The sequence below is a fragment of the Kitasatospora sp. NBC_00374 genome, assembly GCF_041434935.1.
In the GTDB taxonomy this organism is placed as follows: domain Bacteria; phylum Actinomycetota; class Actinomycetes; order Streptomycetales; family Streptomycetaceae; genus Kitasatospora.
In genome coordinates this window covers 1,228,398-1,244,792 of sequence record NZ_CP107964.1, presented here as the reverse complement: position 1 = coordinate 1,244,792, position 16,395 = coordinate 1,228,398, and the positions used below count along the sequence as shown (strand labels likewise).

The following is a 16,395-nucleotide window of genomic DNA, read 5'->3' as shown; positions in this document are numbered from 1 at the left end:
CTCAGTCGCTGCGGGATGGCTGGCCTCTTGGCAACGGCCGAGCGGCCAGCCGGATGGTGCGGCCCGCCGCAGCTGCGCCCCGGACACTGCGCAAAAGACAGGGTGTTCGACAGGTCCGCAGCCCGTCGCCAGCGGTTCACTGTCGCCTGTTGCGAGGGGGCGGCCCGCCCTGCGACTCGGCCGACGGGTGTCCCGTACGCGATCACGTGGCGTGTGAGTCGTCCGCGCCCGCCTCGATCCTTCAAAGGGGGGCAACGACGGGATAACCCTCAGCGGTGGTGGCCGGGCAGGCGGGCAAGTAGGAGGTTTGGGTCCTTGCCCGTGGTGTAGGCGGCGTTGAGGACGTACACCTCCTTGCCACGCAGTGCGATGGAGGTGGGGTTCTGGAGTCCGTCGTCGGTGTTCAGAACGGTGGTGCTGGTGCCGTCGGGTCGGATGAGCACGACCTTGTTGGGGGCGTTGAGGGTGGCGAGCACCTCGTTGCCCCGGCCGGTGAAGGCGAAGTCGTCGATACCGGCCAGTCCGGTTGCCCTCACCTGCGGCACTCCAGCCCTGTTTCCGTGACGGATCGGGATGCGCACGAGCGTGCCCTTGTCGAGGTTGGTCACCCAGAGCGCGCCGTCGTGGACCTTCGCGCCGTTGGCTCCGAGGAAGCCGGTCGAAGCGAGTTCCGACGCAGTCGACCAGGCGGTGGGCCGGCCCCCGGAGAGGGGGACGGTCCATACGGTGCCGAGCACCGAGTCGGTGATGTAGAGCTGCTCACTGTGCGGGTCCAGCGCCAGGCCGTTGGGCAGACCGTTAGGGCGCGTATCGAGTCTTGATCAAGGGGTGGTCCGTGTGAGGTCCTTGATCCAGATCATCGAGGCGCGCAGTTGGAGGCCGGCGAGGTAGCTGTCCGGGGTCTTGTCGTACCGGGTGGCGATACCTCGCCAGGCCTTGAGCTTGTTGATCAGGCGCTCGACGGTGTTCCGTTCCTTGTAGAGCTCGGCGTCGTGGCTGACGGGTCGGCCGCCCTTGGAGCCCCTGTTCTTCCGGTTGGCGGCCTGGTCCCTCTTCTCCGGGATGACCGCCTTGATGCGGCGTTTGCGCAGGTAGGTGCGGTTGCCGCGGGACGAGTAGGCCTTGTCTCCGGCGACCGCGTCGGGTCCGTGGACGACCGACCGGTCCCCGGACCCGGACCTTCTTCAGCACAGGGATGAACTGCGGGCTGTCGGCGGCCTGTCCGGCGGTCAGAATGAATGCCAGCGGGCGACACTTCCGGTCGCCGGCGACGTGAACCTTGCTGGTCTGCCCGCCCCGCGAGCGTCCGAGCAGGGCGGCCTTCAGTCGCAGCTTTCGTCGACGCCGGATGTGTCGTCGCTCCTCCCGATCGGGGTCCGCTTCGGCTCCCCGCCCGGTTTGTTCTTCGAGGCCGCCCCCTTTGACCTGGCCTTCTCCTCCTCGGCGGCAGCCTCTTCCAAGGCGGTGAGCACGTCCTCGCTCAGGTGCATCCCGGCGGCGTCGTGGTGAGCGCGCGCGGTGGTGGAGTCGATGCTGACCAGGGACAGGTCCACCACGCCCCGTTTCGCGGCTTCCGCGATCAGGCCCTCCAGCAGGGCCTCGAACACGCCGGCGTTCCGCCATTGCCGGAAGCGATTGGAGACGGTCGACCAGGCGCCGAACTCCTGCGGCATCTCCCGCCACTGCCCGCCCGTCTTGAACCGCCAGATCACGCCCTCGAACTGCTCGCGCAGCCGCTCGGGGTACGGGCCGTACTCACCAATCGGCAGGTACGGCCCGATGAACTCCCACTCTTCGTCAGTCAGTTGCACTCGCGTCACGCAAGACGATCTACCGGATCAGGCCTCGGAGCGAGGGCAAATCCCACAGATTGATCAAGACTCGATACGCGCCCTAGGGCCTGTTTGGAGTCGTGATCACGAGGCGGGGCCGAGACTGCGCATCCAGATGATGGATCCGCGCAGTTGGAGCCCCGCCATGTAGCTCTCGGGAGTCTTGTCGTACCGGGTGGCCAGGCCCCGCCAGGCCCGGATCTTGTTGATGCAACGCTCCACCGTGTTCCGCTCCTTGTAGAGCTCGGCGTCGTGGGAGACGGGTCGGCCGCCGGCACTGCCGCGCTTCTTGCGGTTCGCGGCCTGGTCAACCTTCTCCGGTATCACCGCCTTGATCCCGCGTCTGCGCAGGTAGGCGCGGTTGGCCCGCGAGGAGTACGCCTTATCGGCGGCGACCGCGTCGGGCCGGGTACGCGGACGGCCGACCGGCCCTCGCACCTTGACCTTCTCCAGCACCGCGACGAACCGCGGGCTGTCGGCGGCCTGTCCCAGCGTGAGCACGAAGGGCCAGTGGGCGGCAGCGCCGGTCCGCCGCGAGGTGGACCTTGCTGGTGAGACCGCCGCGCGAACGCCCGAGCTCCGCGGCTTTGAGTCGGGCCCGGCGCCGCCGACGCAGCCGTCGGCGCTCGGCGCGATCCGCCTCAAGCGACGCCGACTCGACGGTCACCTGGGCGGTTTGCCCGGTTTCTGCTGCCCCTTTTCCTCCGCTGCTGCCTCCTCCAGGGCCGCCAGCACCTCGAGGTCCACCACCATCCCGGCCGCGTCGTGGTGCGCGCGGGCGACCGTGGAGTCCACGCTGACTAGCGACATGTCCGCCTGTCCGCGGCGGGCGGCCTCGGCGATCATCGCCTCCATCAGCGCGGCGAACACGCCGCCGTCGCGCCACTGGGCGAAGCGGTCGTAGACCGTCTGCCAAGCCCCGAACTCCTCGGGCATCTCCCGCCACTGGCCGCCGCTGCGGAACTTCCAAATGACGCCCTCGAACTGTTCACGCAGATGCTGCGGATACGGGCCATACCGGCCGATGGGCAGGAACGGCTCGACCAACTCCCACTCGCTGTCCCTCAGTTCGCGTCGCGTCACGGAAGCGTTCTATCAGCCCCGCCCGGCCCATGGTGGGCGAACCGGGCAATTGATCACGACTCCAAACAGGCCCTAGGGGGCAGCGCGGCGATGCGCTCCGGTGCCTTGCCGGGGGCCAGCCGCCACAGGCCCGTCAGGTCGGCGGTGCCGGTCGCGTACAGCGCGTACGTGCTTCCGTCCGCGGCCTGGACGATGCCAGTAGTCAGGGGGAATCCGAGGACAGGGGTCCTGGCTCCGCCGTCGGCGGGCGCGGGAAGGGTCGCCAGGATGCGGGTGCTGCCCCCGGGGGTGATCTGGGCGATCTGGCGGCTGCCGGCGAAGGTCACGTTGGCCGTGCCGTCGGGCAGCAGGGCGATGTTCTCCGGCATCTGGCCCGCGGCCAGGTCGAAGTGATTGGCAATCCGAACGTGGCTCAGGGGCTTCGGCGTTACCGGGGTGGCATCGGCCGGGAGGGCCACTGCGGCCATCGTCGCGGCTGTTGCGACAAGGCTGATTCGCTTGAGCATGGGTTCCTTCTCTGTTTTCCGGCATACGGGCATGCCGCAGCCAGGGGGAGTGCCGGGGCGTGCGAAGCCCGACAGGCGGAGGCGGACGCGGCGCCGTTGACGTACGGGCGTCCTCGGCTGCGCAAGGGGCCCCGGAGAGGGGCTTTCTCAGGTCAGGAGGGACGGGATTCGGCGCCCCTGCGGGGCAGGACTGCCTCGCTTGGCCCGCTGGCCTGCGCAAGGAGGCTGAGGGTTGTCGCGGAGGGGGACCCCGGGGCGGCCGTGGCGATCACCATGGCCGCCCCGGTTCCCTGCGGACTCTGGAGCGTCTGCTGGGTCACGGTCAGGGTCCCGACCGTGGGGTGGTGCATCTCGTAATCGGCGACATCGCAGGCCAGGATCCGGTGGTCGGCCCACATGGCTGCGAACTCCGGGCTGCGCATGGTCAGCTCACCGACGAGCCCAGCCAGCAGAGGATCCTCCGGATGCCGGCCGGCGGTGAGGCGCAGGTTGCCGACCACGGCCCGGGCCTTGGCGGGCCAATCGGTATAGAGGTCCCGGGTGTGAGCGTCGAGGAACACCAGCTTCGCCATGTTCGGCCGACGACCCGGTTCAGCGGGGCTGCCCCGGTCGACGGTGCCGGCGAACAACGCATGACCCTGCGTGTTCCAGGCCAGAACGTCACTACGGCGGCCCATGACGATGGCGGGTGTGCCTTCGAGAGCTGCCAGCAACGCGCTGGTGGCCGGGGTGACCCACTCGGGACGGGGACGGAGTGCGGCTCTGCCCCGCTTCGGCGCACGGGCGAGCTCGTGCAGATGTACCCGCTCGGACTCGTCCAGGCGCAGGGCAGTCGCGATGGCATCGAGCACCTCACGCGAGGCGTTGCGCGACTGGCCCTGCTCAAGCCGGGCGTAGTAGGGCGCGCTGATGCCCGCGAGCATCGCCAGCTCCTCCCGCCGCAATCCCGGCACCCGGCGCCGCTCGCCGTAGGTCTGCAACCCGACGTCCTCGGGATGCAGAAGGCTCCGGCGTGCCTGGAGGAAGTCGGCGAGCTGCCCGTGCTTGTTCATGGAACCGAGTATGCGCAGCACCACCGAGCCGCACCTCACCCTGCGGGGGTGCGGATCCGCAGGGTCTGGCTGCGCCCCGCACCGGCCCCGACGATGAGTCGTATCACCCCTGTGTCGTCTTCACCCTCGGGAGAACCCATGAGCACCACAACGTCCCGGAGCACCGCTGCCGGCCCGCGAAATCCGCTGGTCGGCCTGGATCTGACGCCCTTCACCTTCACCAGGCGGTGCTGGGTCGACTTGATGCCGGACTCCGTGTATCCCCTGATCGGCGACGTGTCCCTGATCGAGACGTGGAGCCCGAGCGCCAGCGCCGTGAGCTACGAGCCCGGAGGCGGCCCATGGGTCGGCGCATGGTTCAGCGGCCGCAACCGTCGTGACGGGCGTGAATGGGTCACCCGCTCCGAGGTGGTGCGGGCCGATCCGGGTTCCGCGTTCGCGTTCGTCGTCGGCGGAGCCGAGCAAGGCATCGTTCGCTGGGACTGGCACCTCTACGAGCAGGGCACCGGCAGCATCGTCCAGCAGACCTGGCGACTGCTGCGCGCCGACCCGGTCCTGGGCGACACGCCCGAAGCTCTCCATGCCCTGCGGGACCATATGGCGAACAGCGCGGAGGCCACCCTGCTCTCCCTGGCGGAGTGGATCGCGGGCAGCCGTACTCGGTAACCTTCCACGCCGGAGAAATGCCGCCCGCCGAGTTCGCTACCGGCGTTCGAGCAGATCACCCCCCAGCACCCGGGTTCCGCGCGACCGACACCATCACCCGGGGCACCGTCCTGCCTCCGGCGACGGTGCGTGTCACGCACGCCGCGGTGCTCCTCCCGGAGCGCCAGGAGCCGGTCCAGTCGGCGGGTGTCAGATACGGTGACAGGGTGTTCGACGGGCTGAGGGCTACCACCAGCGGTTCGGCCTCGTCCACGTCGACTTCACCACCCAGCGCCGCACCCCGAAGGCGTCCTACGTCTGGTACCGCGACCTGATTGCCACCCAGCGAGCCCACCGCCCAGGGTAGTTGGCCTCCAGTTGCTGCGGGATGTACGGTCTCTTGGCAAAGACCGAGAGGCCATCTGAATGACGCGGCCGGCAGCAGCTGCGCCTCAGACATTGCGCAAAAGACAGGGTGTTCGACAAGTCGACAGCCCATCGCCAGTGGTTCAACCGTCGGCCTGTTGCGCGGGACGGGCCGCCTTGCGAACCCGAGCCCGCGACGGGGACCTCGGTGAGCGTCATGCTCTCAGTCCTGGGCACCCGTGCCCTCCTGCTGTACCGGGTCGATGAGACCGAGCACCGCAGGAGGCAGGCGGTTGGTACCGAGCGGGAACCAGTCACGCTCGACGCCCGCTGACAGGGCTTCGTGGAGCAGGACGCCGGCAGCTGTGCACTGCAGCCGGGGAGGGCCACCAGCAGGGCTGCGTCGTTCTCGCGATTGAGCCCTATTTGTCAAGTTATGAGAGGATTTGGCCCGCTTCGTGGCTGACCCGGAGTGAGACGGAGGTGGAAACGGCTTCGAGTCGCCGTCGGTGATTAGCGCCGCGCGCGCAGCCGATGTGCCAAACGGTCCGAGATCGGAACGACAGCAGCAACTTGTGGGATCCGACCATCTGAGCCTCTCCGCCGGATAGTTGTTGATCTGTGGAGCGACGACCCATCAAACTCGTGGTCGATGTCCTGCTCATGTTGATCGGGACCCTGCTGGGCATGGCGACGAACTACGCGACCGGCCAAACGGATCATGTGCCGCTGCCGCTGCCGCTGCCGCTGCGGCTGTTGCGGGACTGGTCGGTGCCGTTGATCGGTGTCGCGTTGGTACTTCTCGTCGCGGGCCAGATCACGCTGCACCTCCTCGACCGGCCGGCGCCGGTGCGCCGGATGTGGGACCAGGCCCAGCCTTCGTACCCGGGGCTGGAAGCCTTCACAGAGGACGACGCAGCCGTCTTCTTCGGGCGGGACCGGGAGATCGCCGACCTGGTCGGACGGCTGCACCCGGCGGCGCCGAGGCGGGCGCAGCGGTTCGTGACCGTGGTTGGGCCGTCGGGCAGCGGCAAATCGTCGCTGGTGCGGGCCGGGCTGCTGCCGGCGTTGGCCCGGCGGCGGGGACGCTGGGCGGTCGCAGCACCGTTTTCGCCAGGGGTGGACCCGGTCGGCACCCTGCAACAGCGATTGACCCAACTGCCGGTCGAACGGCCCGCGTTGCTCGTCATCGACCAACTGGAGGAGTTGCTCACCCTGTCCGGGCCCGAGGAGCGCGACACGTTTCTCGCCGCCGTACGGGACGCGCTGCGCCGTGACCCGCGGTTGTGGATGGTGGCTACTTTGCGCTCGGACTTCCTCACCGGGTTCCTGGAGTCCGGCTTCGCCGAGCTGGTGCGCGAGTCGACCATCGTCGGCACGCTCGCTCGGGACGCGCTGTACGAGGTCATCGAAAAGCCCGCCGAGCAGGCCGGGCTGACCTTCGCGCCTGGCGTCGTGGCCCGCATGGTCGACGACTGCGGAGGCGGCGACGCGCTGCCACTGCTCGCCTACACGCTCCAGGAGCTGTACCTGCGCGCCGGAGGGTCCGGCGGGACGGTGACCGAGGAAACCTACCGCGTCCTCGGCGGCGTCGCTGGAGCCCTGTCCGAGAGGGCCGACCAGATCGCCGCCGAGCTGGCGGACGCACCCGTAATCCCCACCCTGCTGCGGTTCGTCACCGTCGACGGCAACGAGGCTACCCGTCGGCGGGTCCGCCGCGGCGACCTCGCCCTTCATGAGCAGGAGGTCACCGACGCCTTTGTCGCCGGACGCCTGCTCACCAGCGACGGGGGCGTACTGGACGTGGCGCACGAGGCGCTGTTCCGCCAGTGGGCGCCGCTGCGCCAGGCGGTCGTCGCGCGTACCGAGGACTTGCGCCGCCGCACCGAGCTGGAACGCTGGGTGCAGGACTGGGACCGTGCGGAGCGCCAGGACGCGTACCTCCTCACAGGGGAGCGGCTGTCTGTCGTCCGGCGGTGGCTGGCGCAGTCAGTGCGGACGGTCGGCGCGACACCACTGGTCGAAGGGTTCGTGGATCGGTCGCTACGAGCGGACCGGGCGACGATGGAACGTGCCGCGGACGCGGTGGCCGTCCGGGTCCTCGAAGGCCTCGACACGGAGCCCGAGACCGCTGTGCTCGCCGCCCTTGCGGCAGTCGAGGAGTGCGCGGCCACACCCGGCGCGGTCCAGGCGCTGCACACGGCCCTGGGCGCCTCACGGTTGCTCGCGGTGCTGCGCGGCTTCGAACGCGGCGCATCCGCGGTGGCCTGGTCGCCGGACGCTCAGCTGCTGGCCGTGTCGAGCGACGACGGCACCGTCCGCGTGTGGCGCCCGGAGGGTGACGACCAACCGGTAGTGCTCGAGGGGGACGGTGCCTGGATGCAAGCGGTGGTCTGGGCCCCCGACGGGCTCAGGCTTGCCGTCGGCTGCAGGGACTCCACGGTCCGCGTCTGGTCCACGGGCAACTGGGCCGAACTGGCCGTCCTCCGCCACACGGCGGCGACCGGCGACCGGGAGCAGGGGGTCGGTGGTGTCGCCTGGTCATCCGACGGCACCCGCCTCGCGTCCGTCGGCAGCGACTGCGCCGTGCGGATCTGGGACACCGACACGTACGCCGAATGCGCGGTGCTGCGCGGGCACGACCGCATGGTCTGGAGCGTGACGTGGTCACCGGACGGAGAACACCTGGCCAGCGGCGGAGAAGACGGCACGGTGCGGGTCTGGGCTTCAGCCACGGCAGCCGTCGTCACGGTGCTCACCGATCACCAGAACAACATCGAGTCGGTCCGATGGTCGCCGGACGGCCGTCGGCTCGCTTCGGCCTCCGGTGACCGGACCGTTCGGATCTGGGACACCGTCGGATGGGAGGCGCAGCGGACGCTGGAGAAACCGGAGGTCATCAACTCCCTGGCTTGGTCTCCGGACGGTACCCGCCTTGCCGGTGGTGATGCGAACCGTACGGCCCACGTATGGAGCCTCGACGGCACCAGTGGGGATGTCCGGCTCACCGACCACGCCGACACCATCTACGGCGTCTCCTGGTCCCCCGACGGGAAGCGGCTGGCGACCGCCTCCCGCGACCGGACCGCGGCCGTGTGGGACGTCACCGAATCGACCGATGTCTTCGGCGGCCAGGCCGACGCGGTCCTCCACGTTGCATGGGCGCCCGATGGGACGTGCATCGCCTCCGCCTGCCAGGACGGCTCCGTGCGTATCCGGGACATCGCCACTGGCCGTACAACCCGCCTCCGGGGCGGCGGTGAGGTGTCCGCGGTGGCATGGGCCCCAGACGGCACTCGTCTGGTCACCGCTCTGCGCGATGGCGCAGCTGTCGTGTGGCGGGCGGACGGCAGCGGCGATGACATCGTCCTGAACGGGCACGCCGACGAACTGTCCTACGTGACTTGGTCCCCCGACGGCAACCGCATAGCCACCGCCTCCCGCGACGGCACAGCTCGCATCTGGGACGCCGCCACCGGTGCGACCGTCCACATCCTGCGCGGCCACGCGGACTGGATCGGCGGTACGGCCTGGTCACCGGAGGGCCGCTACCTCGCCACGTCCAGCACGGACCGCACCGCCATCGTCTGGGACACCACCGTCGGCACCCCCGTCACCACCCTGCACGGCCACCTGGACTACGTCTGGAGGGTCCACTGGTCACCCGACGGCCGCCGCCTCGTCACTGGCTCCCGCGACCACACGATTCGCCTGTGGGACCCGTTCGGCGGCACCGAACTCGCCGTCATGGCCGGCCACGAGGGCCCAGTCCAGGACGTGGCCTGGTCACCCGACGGCACCTGCATCGCGTCCGTGTCCCGTGACCGTACGGTCCGACTCTGGCACCCGGACACCGCCACCCAGGTCGCCGTACTCGGCGTCCACGCCGACTGGAGCAACAGCCTAGCCTGGCACCCTGACAGCACGCGCCTCGCGACCGCCTCCCGCGACCGAACTGTACGCATCTGGACCTTGGCCGGACGCGACGTCGACGGCCTACTGCGGCGCGCCCACAAGAGGGTATTCCGGGAGCTCAGCACCGAGGAGCGCCGCGCATTCCTGCTGCCGGACAAGCGCTGACACCCGCGTTCCGCCTCCGCCCCTTGAAAGAACTGGTCCTGGGTCTCCAGGGTAGGGCCGCGGCGTTCTCGCGGGGCGTCCGGTTGCATTACGTGATGGCCAGGGTCGTGGCGGGCCGGGTGAGAAGGAGCCGGGGCGAGGGTATGCCGGTCGGCATGGCGACCAGCAAGGAGACGGTCTCCACGATCACCGGAGCGCAAGGGGCCGTTCCGTGTCGACAAGTCCCGGGCTGCGGATGGACGAGGGCAACCGGAGGGTCGACGGCGCGGGATCAGCGGTCGCCCGACTCTCTCCGCAGGCGATCCGCGACGTGGAACGTCCCCGGTGTCCCCTCCGCTGCCTCAGGAGAGGGGTACCGGCTTCCTGCAACAGGGGGCTCCTGGGCGGCTTCCCGAATGGAGTGGGTGTCGAAGACGGTCTCGAACCGCGTGGCCGCACCTTCCTCGACGTGCCATATCTGCACGAACCGCGCGGCGCCGGTCTTCCCGGTCGCGCGATGGACTCCCTGTACGTGCCCGCCACGAAGACCAGGTCGCCGGTCGGCTGGAGACCAGAGTCAAGAATCCGGCGGGCAGTGCACCATGGCAGGTGTGGCCGCGCTGCCTGAGGCGTCCTCAGTTTGTCCGGGTGTTGGTGAGATGCAGGCCGATGTAGCCGATGTAGATCCGGCCGCTACCGGAGCAGTCGTCGAGGTAGTGCAGCCGGGGTGCCGTACGCCCAGCGCCGATTCGCAGGTGTGCGCCCATGAACGCGCGCCGGGAGGAGTCCACGGACTCCGGCACCGGGAGCATCCGCTCGCGCTTCCACTTGCTGTGGCTCTCGACCGTACGGGACTCGCCCCGGACCGCCTTGCGCGGCGGGAAGGGCTGGCAACCGGGCGGGGTGTGCTCGCACCACTGCTTGAAGTCGCCGGGTGCCTCGCCGCGCACAGCCGCTTCGGCGTACTCCTGAAGGGACGTCAGCCCATCCCAGGTCAGACGCGCCCATCCGTTGCCGGGGACCTGGCCGTCGAGCGCGAGCGCCTCCTTCTGGTCACCGGTGAACTCCAGTAGCGGGAACTCGCTCAGCCTGCCAAGCAGTTCGGCGAAGCTCGCGGGCTCGGTGTCCGATCCGGCCCGGCTCCCGGCGACCCCGTCAGCCGGGTCGCTCGACTGTAGCCCGGCTGCCAGGTGCAGCCGGCCTGTCAGGACGCGGACCTGAGCACTGACCCGGCGAAGCGCCTCCGACTGCCCGGCCGTCTCGGCAAGCAGGGACTGCTCCCGGCGACGGGATCGGCGAAGGCCGGCGCGGAGCCTGCTCAGTTCGTCGGCCCGGCGCTGCTGTTCATCGTCCGGGGCGCCGTTCGGGCTGTCCGATTCCTGTCTCTCCTCCCCGATGCGTACGCGTAGGACCGGGACTTCGGCAAGGACGTCCGGCAACGGGCGGATCGCTGCCCGGTGACGCGGCTCACGGGCCAGGAGAGCTGCGGCCCTTCGCACGTCTTCCTCGATCCGATGGCGGGGCAGGACCGGGTGCTCGAGGCCGTCCTGCCGGGAGGCCGGGTCGACGGCCCGGAGGTACGTACGCACTGCTCCGCCGTACACCTTGTGGTATTCCAGCGAAGTGTTGAACACGCGCTGGGCGGGTGGATCGAGGACATACAGCACTGCCAGCCCGGCCAGCTGACGCATCAGTGGTCGGACGACGGCGTCGAGCCAGTCCGCGAGAGCCGCACCAGGAGGAACGCTTGCAACGACCACGGGCAGCCGGCGCGCAGGATCGCACAACTCGGCGATGACGCGGTTGACCTCGTCCACGGTGACGACCCGTGGAGTGACGTGCACCTCAGCCGTACCGTCGGTGGCGCCGAGCACCGGGAGCAAGGTACGGACAAGCTCCGGGACCGGAGGCCGCGCGGGACTTCGCCCCCCCTGGACGGTGGCCAGGTGCTCCGATTCGATCCTGACCCAGACCGGTCCGCGGGTGCTGCCGGCGACGACGAGCGTGAGCTGATGGGTGCCGGCCGGGGCGGGTGTACGAAGCCGTCGGCGCATGTACCGTCCGTCGCCGCCGGAGAGCTCTCCGGAGTCCCTGTCGAGGTGGACCCGGTTCGCCAGGCGATAGCGGGCCGGCCCGGCCTCACGGCTGGTGGGGGGCAGGTCGTATCCCTCGAGCTTGAGCCAGGCGTCCAGCTGTTCGTCGACCCGGGCGACCGTCAGCTCGAAGCTGAGTGCACTGGTGACCACCGTGATGTAGGGGGAGTGGGTGGAGCTCTTCGCGTCTCTTGCTGTCGGAGCGGGGACAGGATGCGGCAGTTCGTGTGCGCCACCGCTCAGTGCGGCTCCGGCCCGGCCGGACGCCAGGGATCGGAGAGCACCGGCGGCCGGGATGTCCGCTTCAACCCGGGGCCGCGCAGTGTCGACGCCGAGAAGCCGCAGGGTGTCCATGGATGCCCGAGCAAACGGCTGAAGATCTTCCGGCAGCTCGGGGATGCTGTCGTCGCACAGGGCGGCCTCGAACGTCGACGCTGTGCTGGCGTGGGAGGCCACATAGCGGCTGAGCGCCGCGTTGATCCGCCAGACGTCGTTCCTGATGAGCCTCGACGCGAGTTGCCGGCGGGCCTCGTGGTGGAAGGAGAAGCAGATCTCCCGCTCGTCCTCCTCCGTCACCAGCAGCTTGCTGTTGAGGAACTCGGCGACATCTCCGACGTTTCCCTCCGGGACGAGCGTCTGCCGGATCAGATGGAGCAAGGGGAGGCTCAGGCGCTGGAAGGCAGCGCAGAGGACGGCGAGACGTACGGCGTTGGGGGAGGCGGTGCGCAGAAAGGCGCCGACGGGGTCGACACCCGCGCTGCGGACCGGCCGGGGGGGCACAGGCAGACGGCCCTGCTCCGGGACCAGCACAGCTTCGCAGCCGTCCGGGTCGCCCCTCATCATGGTTCGGGCCCAGCGGTCGAACGAGTACGGGACCAGCGACACCACCGGAACCGGGATCCAGCTCCCGCCGTCGCTTGGGCGCATTCGCAGGAGCAACGGCAGCTCGAAGGCCAACGCGGTGTTGCGCGCCCCCGGTGTGGCTGCCTTGGCCCGCACGGCCGGGAGATCGAGGCCGGTCAGCGGCCAGAGTTTGGTGGGCAACGGGTTGACCAAGGCGGTGGGGGTGGTTTCGGCCCACCGCCTCAGCAGCTGCCAGACGCCGGGGGCCCGCCATCCGGGATCGGTGCAGTCCGACAGGACCAGGATCAGGGTCCGACCATCGACTGCGGAGGGCCGGTCGGCGGGTCGGCCCTGATGATCGCAGAGCTCGGCCGTGGGCCCGTCGAAGGACAGCGTGAGCGAGCGCAGTCGCCGAAAGGCCCCGAGGCCGGAGAGCAGGGCTCTGAGTTCGGCGGCGGTCTCCTGCCACACCGTCATCGACGGTGACCGGTCGACGATCAGGAGTGTTTCGAACCAGCGCTCCGGTTTCGGAGTGAAAACCGGCAGCAGCTCGCCGCTGCGGGCGAATCCGTCCACGGTGGCGTCGATGTCGAGATCCGTCAGGGTGCCGGCCCGCCATCGCCGCTTCAGTGGGCGCAGGGCGCGCGCGACCTCCAGGCTGCGTGGCAAGGCCTGGGCACGCGGCACCGAAACAGGCCGGGTCGGCAGTTGCGCTGGTGGCCGCTCGTACAGATTCGCTGACGCTTCGGCGTGCCGCCCGGCCGACGGCGAGGTGCGCTGTGGCGCGGGACTGTCGGCTGCCTCGTCCTCCTCGAATCGCTCGTTGGAGCTGGTGGTCTCCTTGCCGGGGTCCGGTCCTTCGGAGTGGGCGGCAAGCCACAGAATCTCGGCGATGGTGGTGGCGTCCGTGTCGCCGGGCAGCCTGTCGAGGGCGCGGACGAGCTGCGCCAGTGGGTCGGCCAGTGGGTCAGTCACTGGTGAGCTCACGCGTGAGCAGGTCGACAAGCCTCTCGCGCAGGTCTCCGGACGGGGACTGTGGATCGGTCAGTAGGCGTGCGGCATTGAGAAGTTGATCGACAGCCAGGTTCTCGCCACACTGCACCCGCCTGGCGAACGACTCGATCAGGTCGGCGACCGGACTCCCGTCCAGGACCGCGCAGCCGAGATGGGCGATGACCACCTGCCGCAGCATCGCGTCGGTCGGCCTGGGCATCCGGTACCGGATGCAGCGGCGCAGGAAGGGCGGGGGGAAGTCCCGCTCGCCGTTGCTGGTCATCACGATGAACGGGAACTCGGTGCACTGCACCCGGCCTCGTTCGATCGGCCGGTACCGGTCGCTTCCCCACTCCCTGACCATCACCCGGCTCCGGCTGTACCGAACCAGCTCGGGCACCTCGAACTCGCCGCGTTCGAGCACGTCGAGCAGGTCGCTCGGGAGGTCGAGATCGCTCTTGTCCACCTCGTCGATCAGCAGGGCCCGTGGCCGGTCCGAAGGTACGAGAGCCGTCCCCAGCGGCCCCAACTGCAGGAACGGCGCGATGTCGTCCTCGCCGGCCGGTTCCGACTCGTCCGTGCGGTGGAGTCGTTGGGCGTGGATGCGGCCGAGGGCGTCGTACCGGCACAGCGCATCGGCGAGGGTGCTCCGCGAGGTGAGGTGCCAGCGCAGGACCGGGCCCAGCTTCAGTTCCGCCGCGACCTGTTCGATCACGGTCGACTTGCCCGACCCGGCGGACCCGGTGATCAGCAGCGGGCGCCGAAGATAGAGGGCTGCATTGACCGCCTCGGCCAGGCCCTCAGGGGGGCGGTACTGCTGGTCGAGCGGGCGCCGAGGAAAGGTCCGCCACGGCGGGGGATCCGCCAGCACGACATCACGGGGAATGCCGTCACCGACGTAGTAGGTGTTCCAGGACATCACGTGCTCCAGTGGTCGGTGGTACGGCGTTCCTCGAACAGATCACAGAACTCAAGCCACTCCAGGTCGTGCCAGACCGCTCGGAGGTCGGCCAGCGGTTCCGAGGTGTGCTCGTCGGTCTCGGCACGCCAGCGTCGGCGATAGGCATCCAGGAACCCGGCGGGCAGGACGTCCCAGGAGGAGGTGAGGCAACTGCGGTGCTCCTCGGGAAATCTCTTTCCCGTCGGCCACAACACGATGGGTGTGTAGGTGAGGAGGGCTTCCAGCAGATCTCCGAGGTCGCCCGGACGGTGGTCGATGCCGATTGCGCGTTCGTAACCGCCCACGAGCAGGCGCTGCCGCAGCGCGGGCCCCTGCCTGGTGTCGGCCTCGGTCAGCCAGTCGACGGGAGCTGCCCCCGACTCCGCCGCCATCCTGACGAGCTGCTTGCGGGCGTGCTTGTTGATGACCGATGGGTCCGACAACCCGTTCGACCCGTGGAGGCGACCGGTCCATCGCACCACGACATCGTGGTGCACGCCCAGCAGGTACAGCCCTGTCCGCACCTGCTCGGGCTCCCAGGTCGCAAGCAGGTGGGTCGGGAGTACGACATCCACTCCGCGCAGCTCGGTGCGGCGGTCACGAGCCAGCGGTTCCGACCAGCGGAGCGCCTCGGCCACGGCCTGCTCGACGCCGCTCCGGTGAGGTTCGCACCGGATCTCGCGGTGGGGTGGCTGTTCGCTGCCGTCCCACAGCCACACATCGAGCATGTCGGGCCAGTCGGTGCTGCGCGCTGCATGCAAGCTGATGATGAGCCGAACGGAGTCGGCGGCCTGCGCCGGCAGGTACTGCTGGACGGCGTCGTTCAGTTCGATGGTGCTTCCCACCGTGGTGGCCCACTCCTGGACCGCGGAATCGTTGACGTCGGACTCGGTCTCGCGGCCGATCGCGACCAGCAACCGGCACAGCGGCGCGGTGGCGCTCTCTCCGATGGTCCGCATCCGCAGAGCCGCGAACTCGACCAGGTCGCGGAGCAAATCGGTTCCGGTGCTATCCGGCACGTTCCACGGTGCGCCGGTCGGCGACCGGAGGGCATGCGCCGCGCGCCGGAGCTCCTTCGTCTTGAGCCTTGGGCCCGCCCACCGACCTACGAGTTCGATCGCCTCGAGTCCGGTCAGCAGGCTGTCGGCCACCTCGTGCACATGGGCGGCGGCGGCGGAGGGATCGGCCGCGGCCTTCTCCTTCAGCTCGAGGAGCGCTGTGTGGCTGCCGGGGACCTCCGGACGGGCCTCCTGCCATCCCGCCAACGCCCCCTGGAGTTCCTCCTCGGCGATGGGGCCGAGCGTGCCTCGCCGTGCGTACTGTCTGTTGTGTGCCAGCCACAGCTCCTCCCTGGCGTTGGTGCAGCCGTCGAAGCTCAGCTGGCCGGTGTCCTGGCAGATCACCTTCTTGCGCAGGTGATACTTGGCCGAGGCCAGGTCGACAACGGCCGTACCTCCCGCAACCCCGCTCTGCAGCAGGGCTGTCAACTCCCGACTGAAGGAAAGGCCATGAGCGGGCTGGTGCGTGCCGGCTGCCATCAACAGCCCCAGCCGGGTCTGCCCCTCGCGAATGCCGGCGACCACATCCTTCATGTTCGGCGCCGCCGCCGCTGCGTGGCATGTGTCGACCAGGCCGATCAGGCCGTCCACCCCGTTCTGGGCAAGCGACTGCACGAGAAAGTCACTCACATTGACGGCACTCGATAGTTCGTCCTCCTTGGTGTTCGAGGCCATGTAGTAGAGGCCGGCCGTGCCCGGGGGAACGAAACCGTGCCCCAGAAAGGCGAGAATCAGCGTCGCCCGGTCCCGTCCCGCACGCTGCGCCGCCTTGCGCAGAGCGTCCTCCACCTCCTGCTGGGTCGTCTCCCGCCCGGTCAGGAAGAGTTCGCACTCCCGCTGAGGCATTGGCGTACACCCGCCGATATCAGGGCGGGTGAGCGCGGTGTGCAGAGCACGCGCGGTTCGGTGCAGGCCGTCAAGTTCC

Annotated in this window: 8 protein-coding genes and 3 pseudogenes; 3 read left to right on the top strand and 8 right to left on the bottom strand. The window is 69.5% G+C overall.

Annotation, left to right across the window (positions count from 1 at the left end):
- Window positions 1-269 precede the first annotated feature (269 nt).
- From OG871_RS05660 to OG871_RS05640, 5 genes and pseudogenes are all read right to left on the bottom strand, one after another.
- Window positions 270-737 (bottom strand): hypothetical protein, encoded by a 468-nt coding sequence (locus OG871_RS05660; RefSeq protein ID WP_371494623.1) that lies wholly within the window; start codon window positions 735-737, stop codon window positions 270-272.
- 84 nt (window positions 738-821) lie between these two features.
- A pseudogene (locus tag OG871_RS05655) lies at window positions 822-1,820 on the bottom strand (IS5 family transposase).
- Window positions 1,821-1,916: 96 nt separating this feature from the next.
- Window positions 1,917-2,915: pseudogene (locus OG871_RS05650) on the bottom strand (IS5 family transposase).
- 53 nt (window positions 2,916-2,968) lie between these two features.
- Window positions 2,969-3,421 (bottom strand): hypothetical protein, encoded by a 453-nt coding sequence (locus OG871_RS05645; protein ID WP_371494621.1) that lies wholly within the window; start codon window positions 3,419-3,421, stop codon window positions 2,969-2,971.
- 152 nt (window positions 3,422-3,573) lie between these two features.
- A complete protein-coding gene (locus OG871_RS05640; RefSeq protein ID WP_371494619.1) occupies window positions 3,574-4,473 on the bottom strand; it encodes a helix-turn-helix domain-containing protein in 900 nt (299 codons plus the stop codon).
- Between the two features lie 138 nt (window positions 4,474-4,611).
- Here OG871_RS05640 and OG871_RS05635 point away from each other — a divergent pair, with 138 nt between their 5' ends.
- From OG871_RS05635 to OG871_RS05625, 3 genes and pseudogenes are all read left to right on the top strand, one after another.
- Window positions 4,612-5,139, top strand: a complete 528-nt coding sequence (locus OG871_RS05635) for an SRPBCC family protein (protein ID WP_371494618.1) — start codon at window positions 4,612-4,614, stop codon at window positions 5,137-5,139.
- A 217-nt stretch (window positions 5,140-5,356) separates the two neighbouring features.
- Window positions 5,357-5,485: pseudogene (locus OG871_RS05630) on the top strand (family 1 glycosylhydrolase); the annotation flags it as partial.
- A 620-nt stretch (window positions 5,486-6,105) separates the two neighbouring features.
- Window positions 6,106-9,564, top strand: coding sequence for an AAA family ATPase (locus tag OG871_RS05625; protein ID WP_371494616.1), 3,459 nt, complete (start codon window positions 6,106-6,108; stop codon window positions 9,562-9,564).
- Window positions 9,565-10,178: 614 nt separating this feature from the next.
- Here OG871_RS05625 and OG871_RS05620 read toward each other — a convergent pair.
- The 3 genes from OG871_RS05620 to OG871_RS05610 are packed head-to-tail and all read right to left on the bottom strand — an operon-like array spanning window position 10,179 to window position 16,316.
- Window positions 10,179-13,454 (bottom strand): SAV_2336 N-terminal domain-related protein, encoded by a 3,276-nt coding sequence (locus OG871_RS05620; RefSeq protein WP_371494614.1) that lies wholly within the window; start codon window positions 13,452-13,454, stop codon window positions 10,179-10,181.
- The gene (locus OG871_RS05615; protein ID WP_371494613.1) at window positions 13,447-14,391 is read right to left on the bottom strand and encodes an AAA family ATPase; all 945 of its coding nucleotides are present in this window, start codon (window positions 14,389-14,391) and stop codon (window positions 13,447-13,449) included. The genes OG871_RS05620 and OG871_RS05615 overlap by 8 nt, the downstream gene beginning before the upstream one ends.
- A complete protein-coding gene (locus OG871_RS05610; protein WP_371494611.1) occupies window positions 14,391-16,316 on the bottom strand; it encodes a hypothetical protein in 1,926 nt (641 codons plus the stop codon). The genes OG871_RS05615 and OG871_RS05610 overlap by 1 nt, the downstream gene beginning before the upstream one ends.
- Between the last annotated feature and the right edge of the window lie 79 nt (window positions 16,317-16,395).

Coding starts and splice junctions, on each gene's coding strand:
- OG871_RS05640 (WP_371494619.1), bottom strand. CDS start 4,473: ATGAACAAGCACGGGCAGCTCGCCGACTTCCTCCAGGCACGCCGGAGC.
- OG871_RS05645 (WP_371494621.1), bottom strand. CDS start 3,421: ATGCTCAAGCGAATCAGCCTTGTCGCAACAGCCGCGACGATGGCCGCA.
- OG871_RS05615 (WP_371494613.1), bottom strand. CDS start 14,391: ATGTCCTGGAACACCTACTACGTCGGTGACGGCATTCCCCGTGATGTC.
- OG871_RS05635 (WP_371494618.1), top strand. CDS start 4,612: ATGAGCACCACAACGTCCCGGAGCACCGCTGCCGGCCCGCGAAATCCG.
- OG871_RS05610 (WP_371494611.1), bottom strand. CDS start 16,316: ATGCCTCAGCGGGAGTGCGAACTCTTCCTGACCGGGCGGGAGACGACC.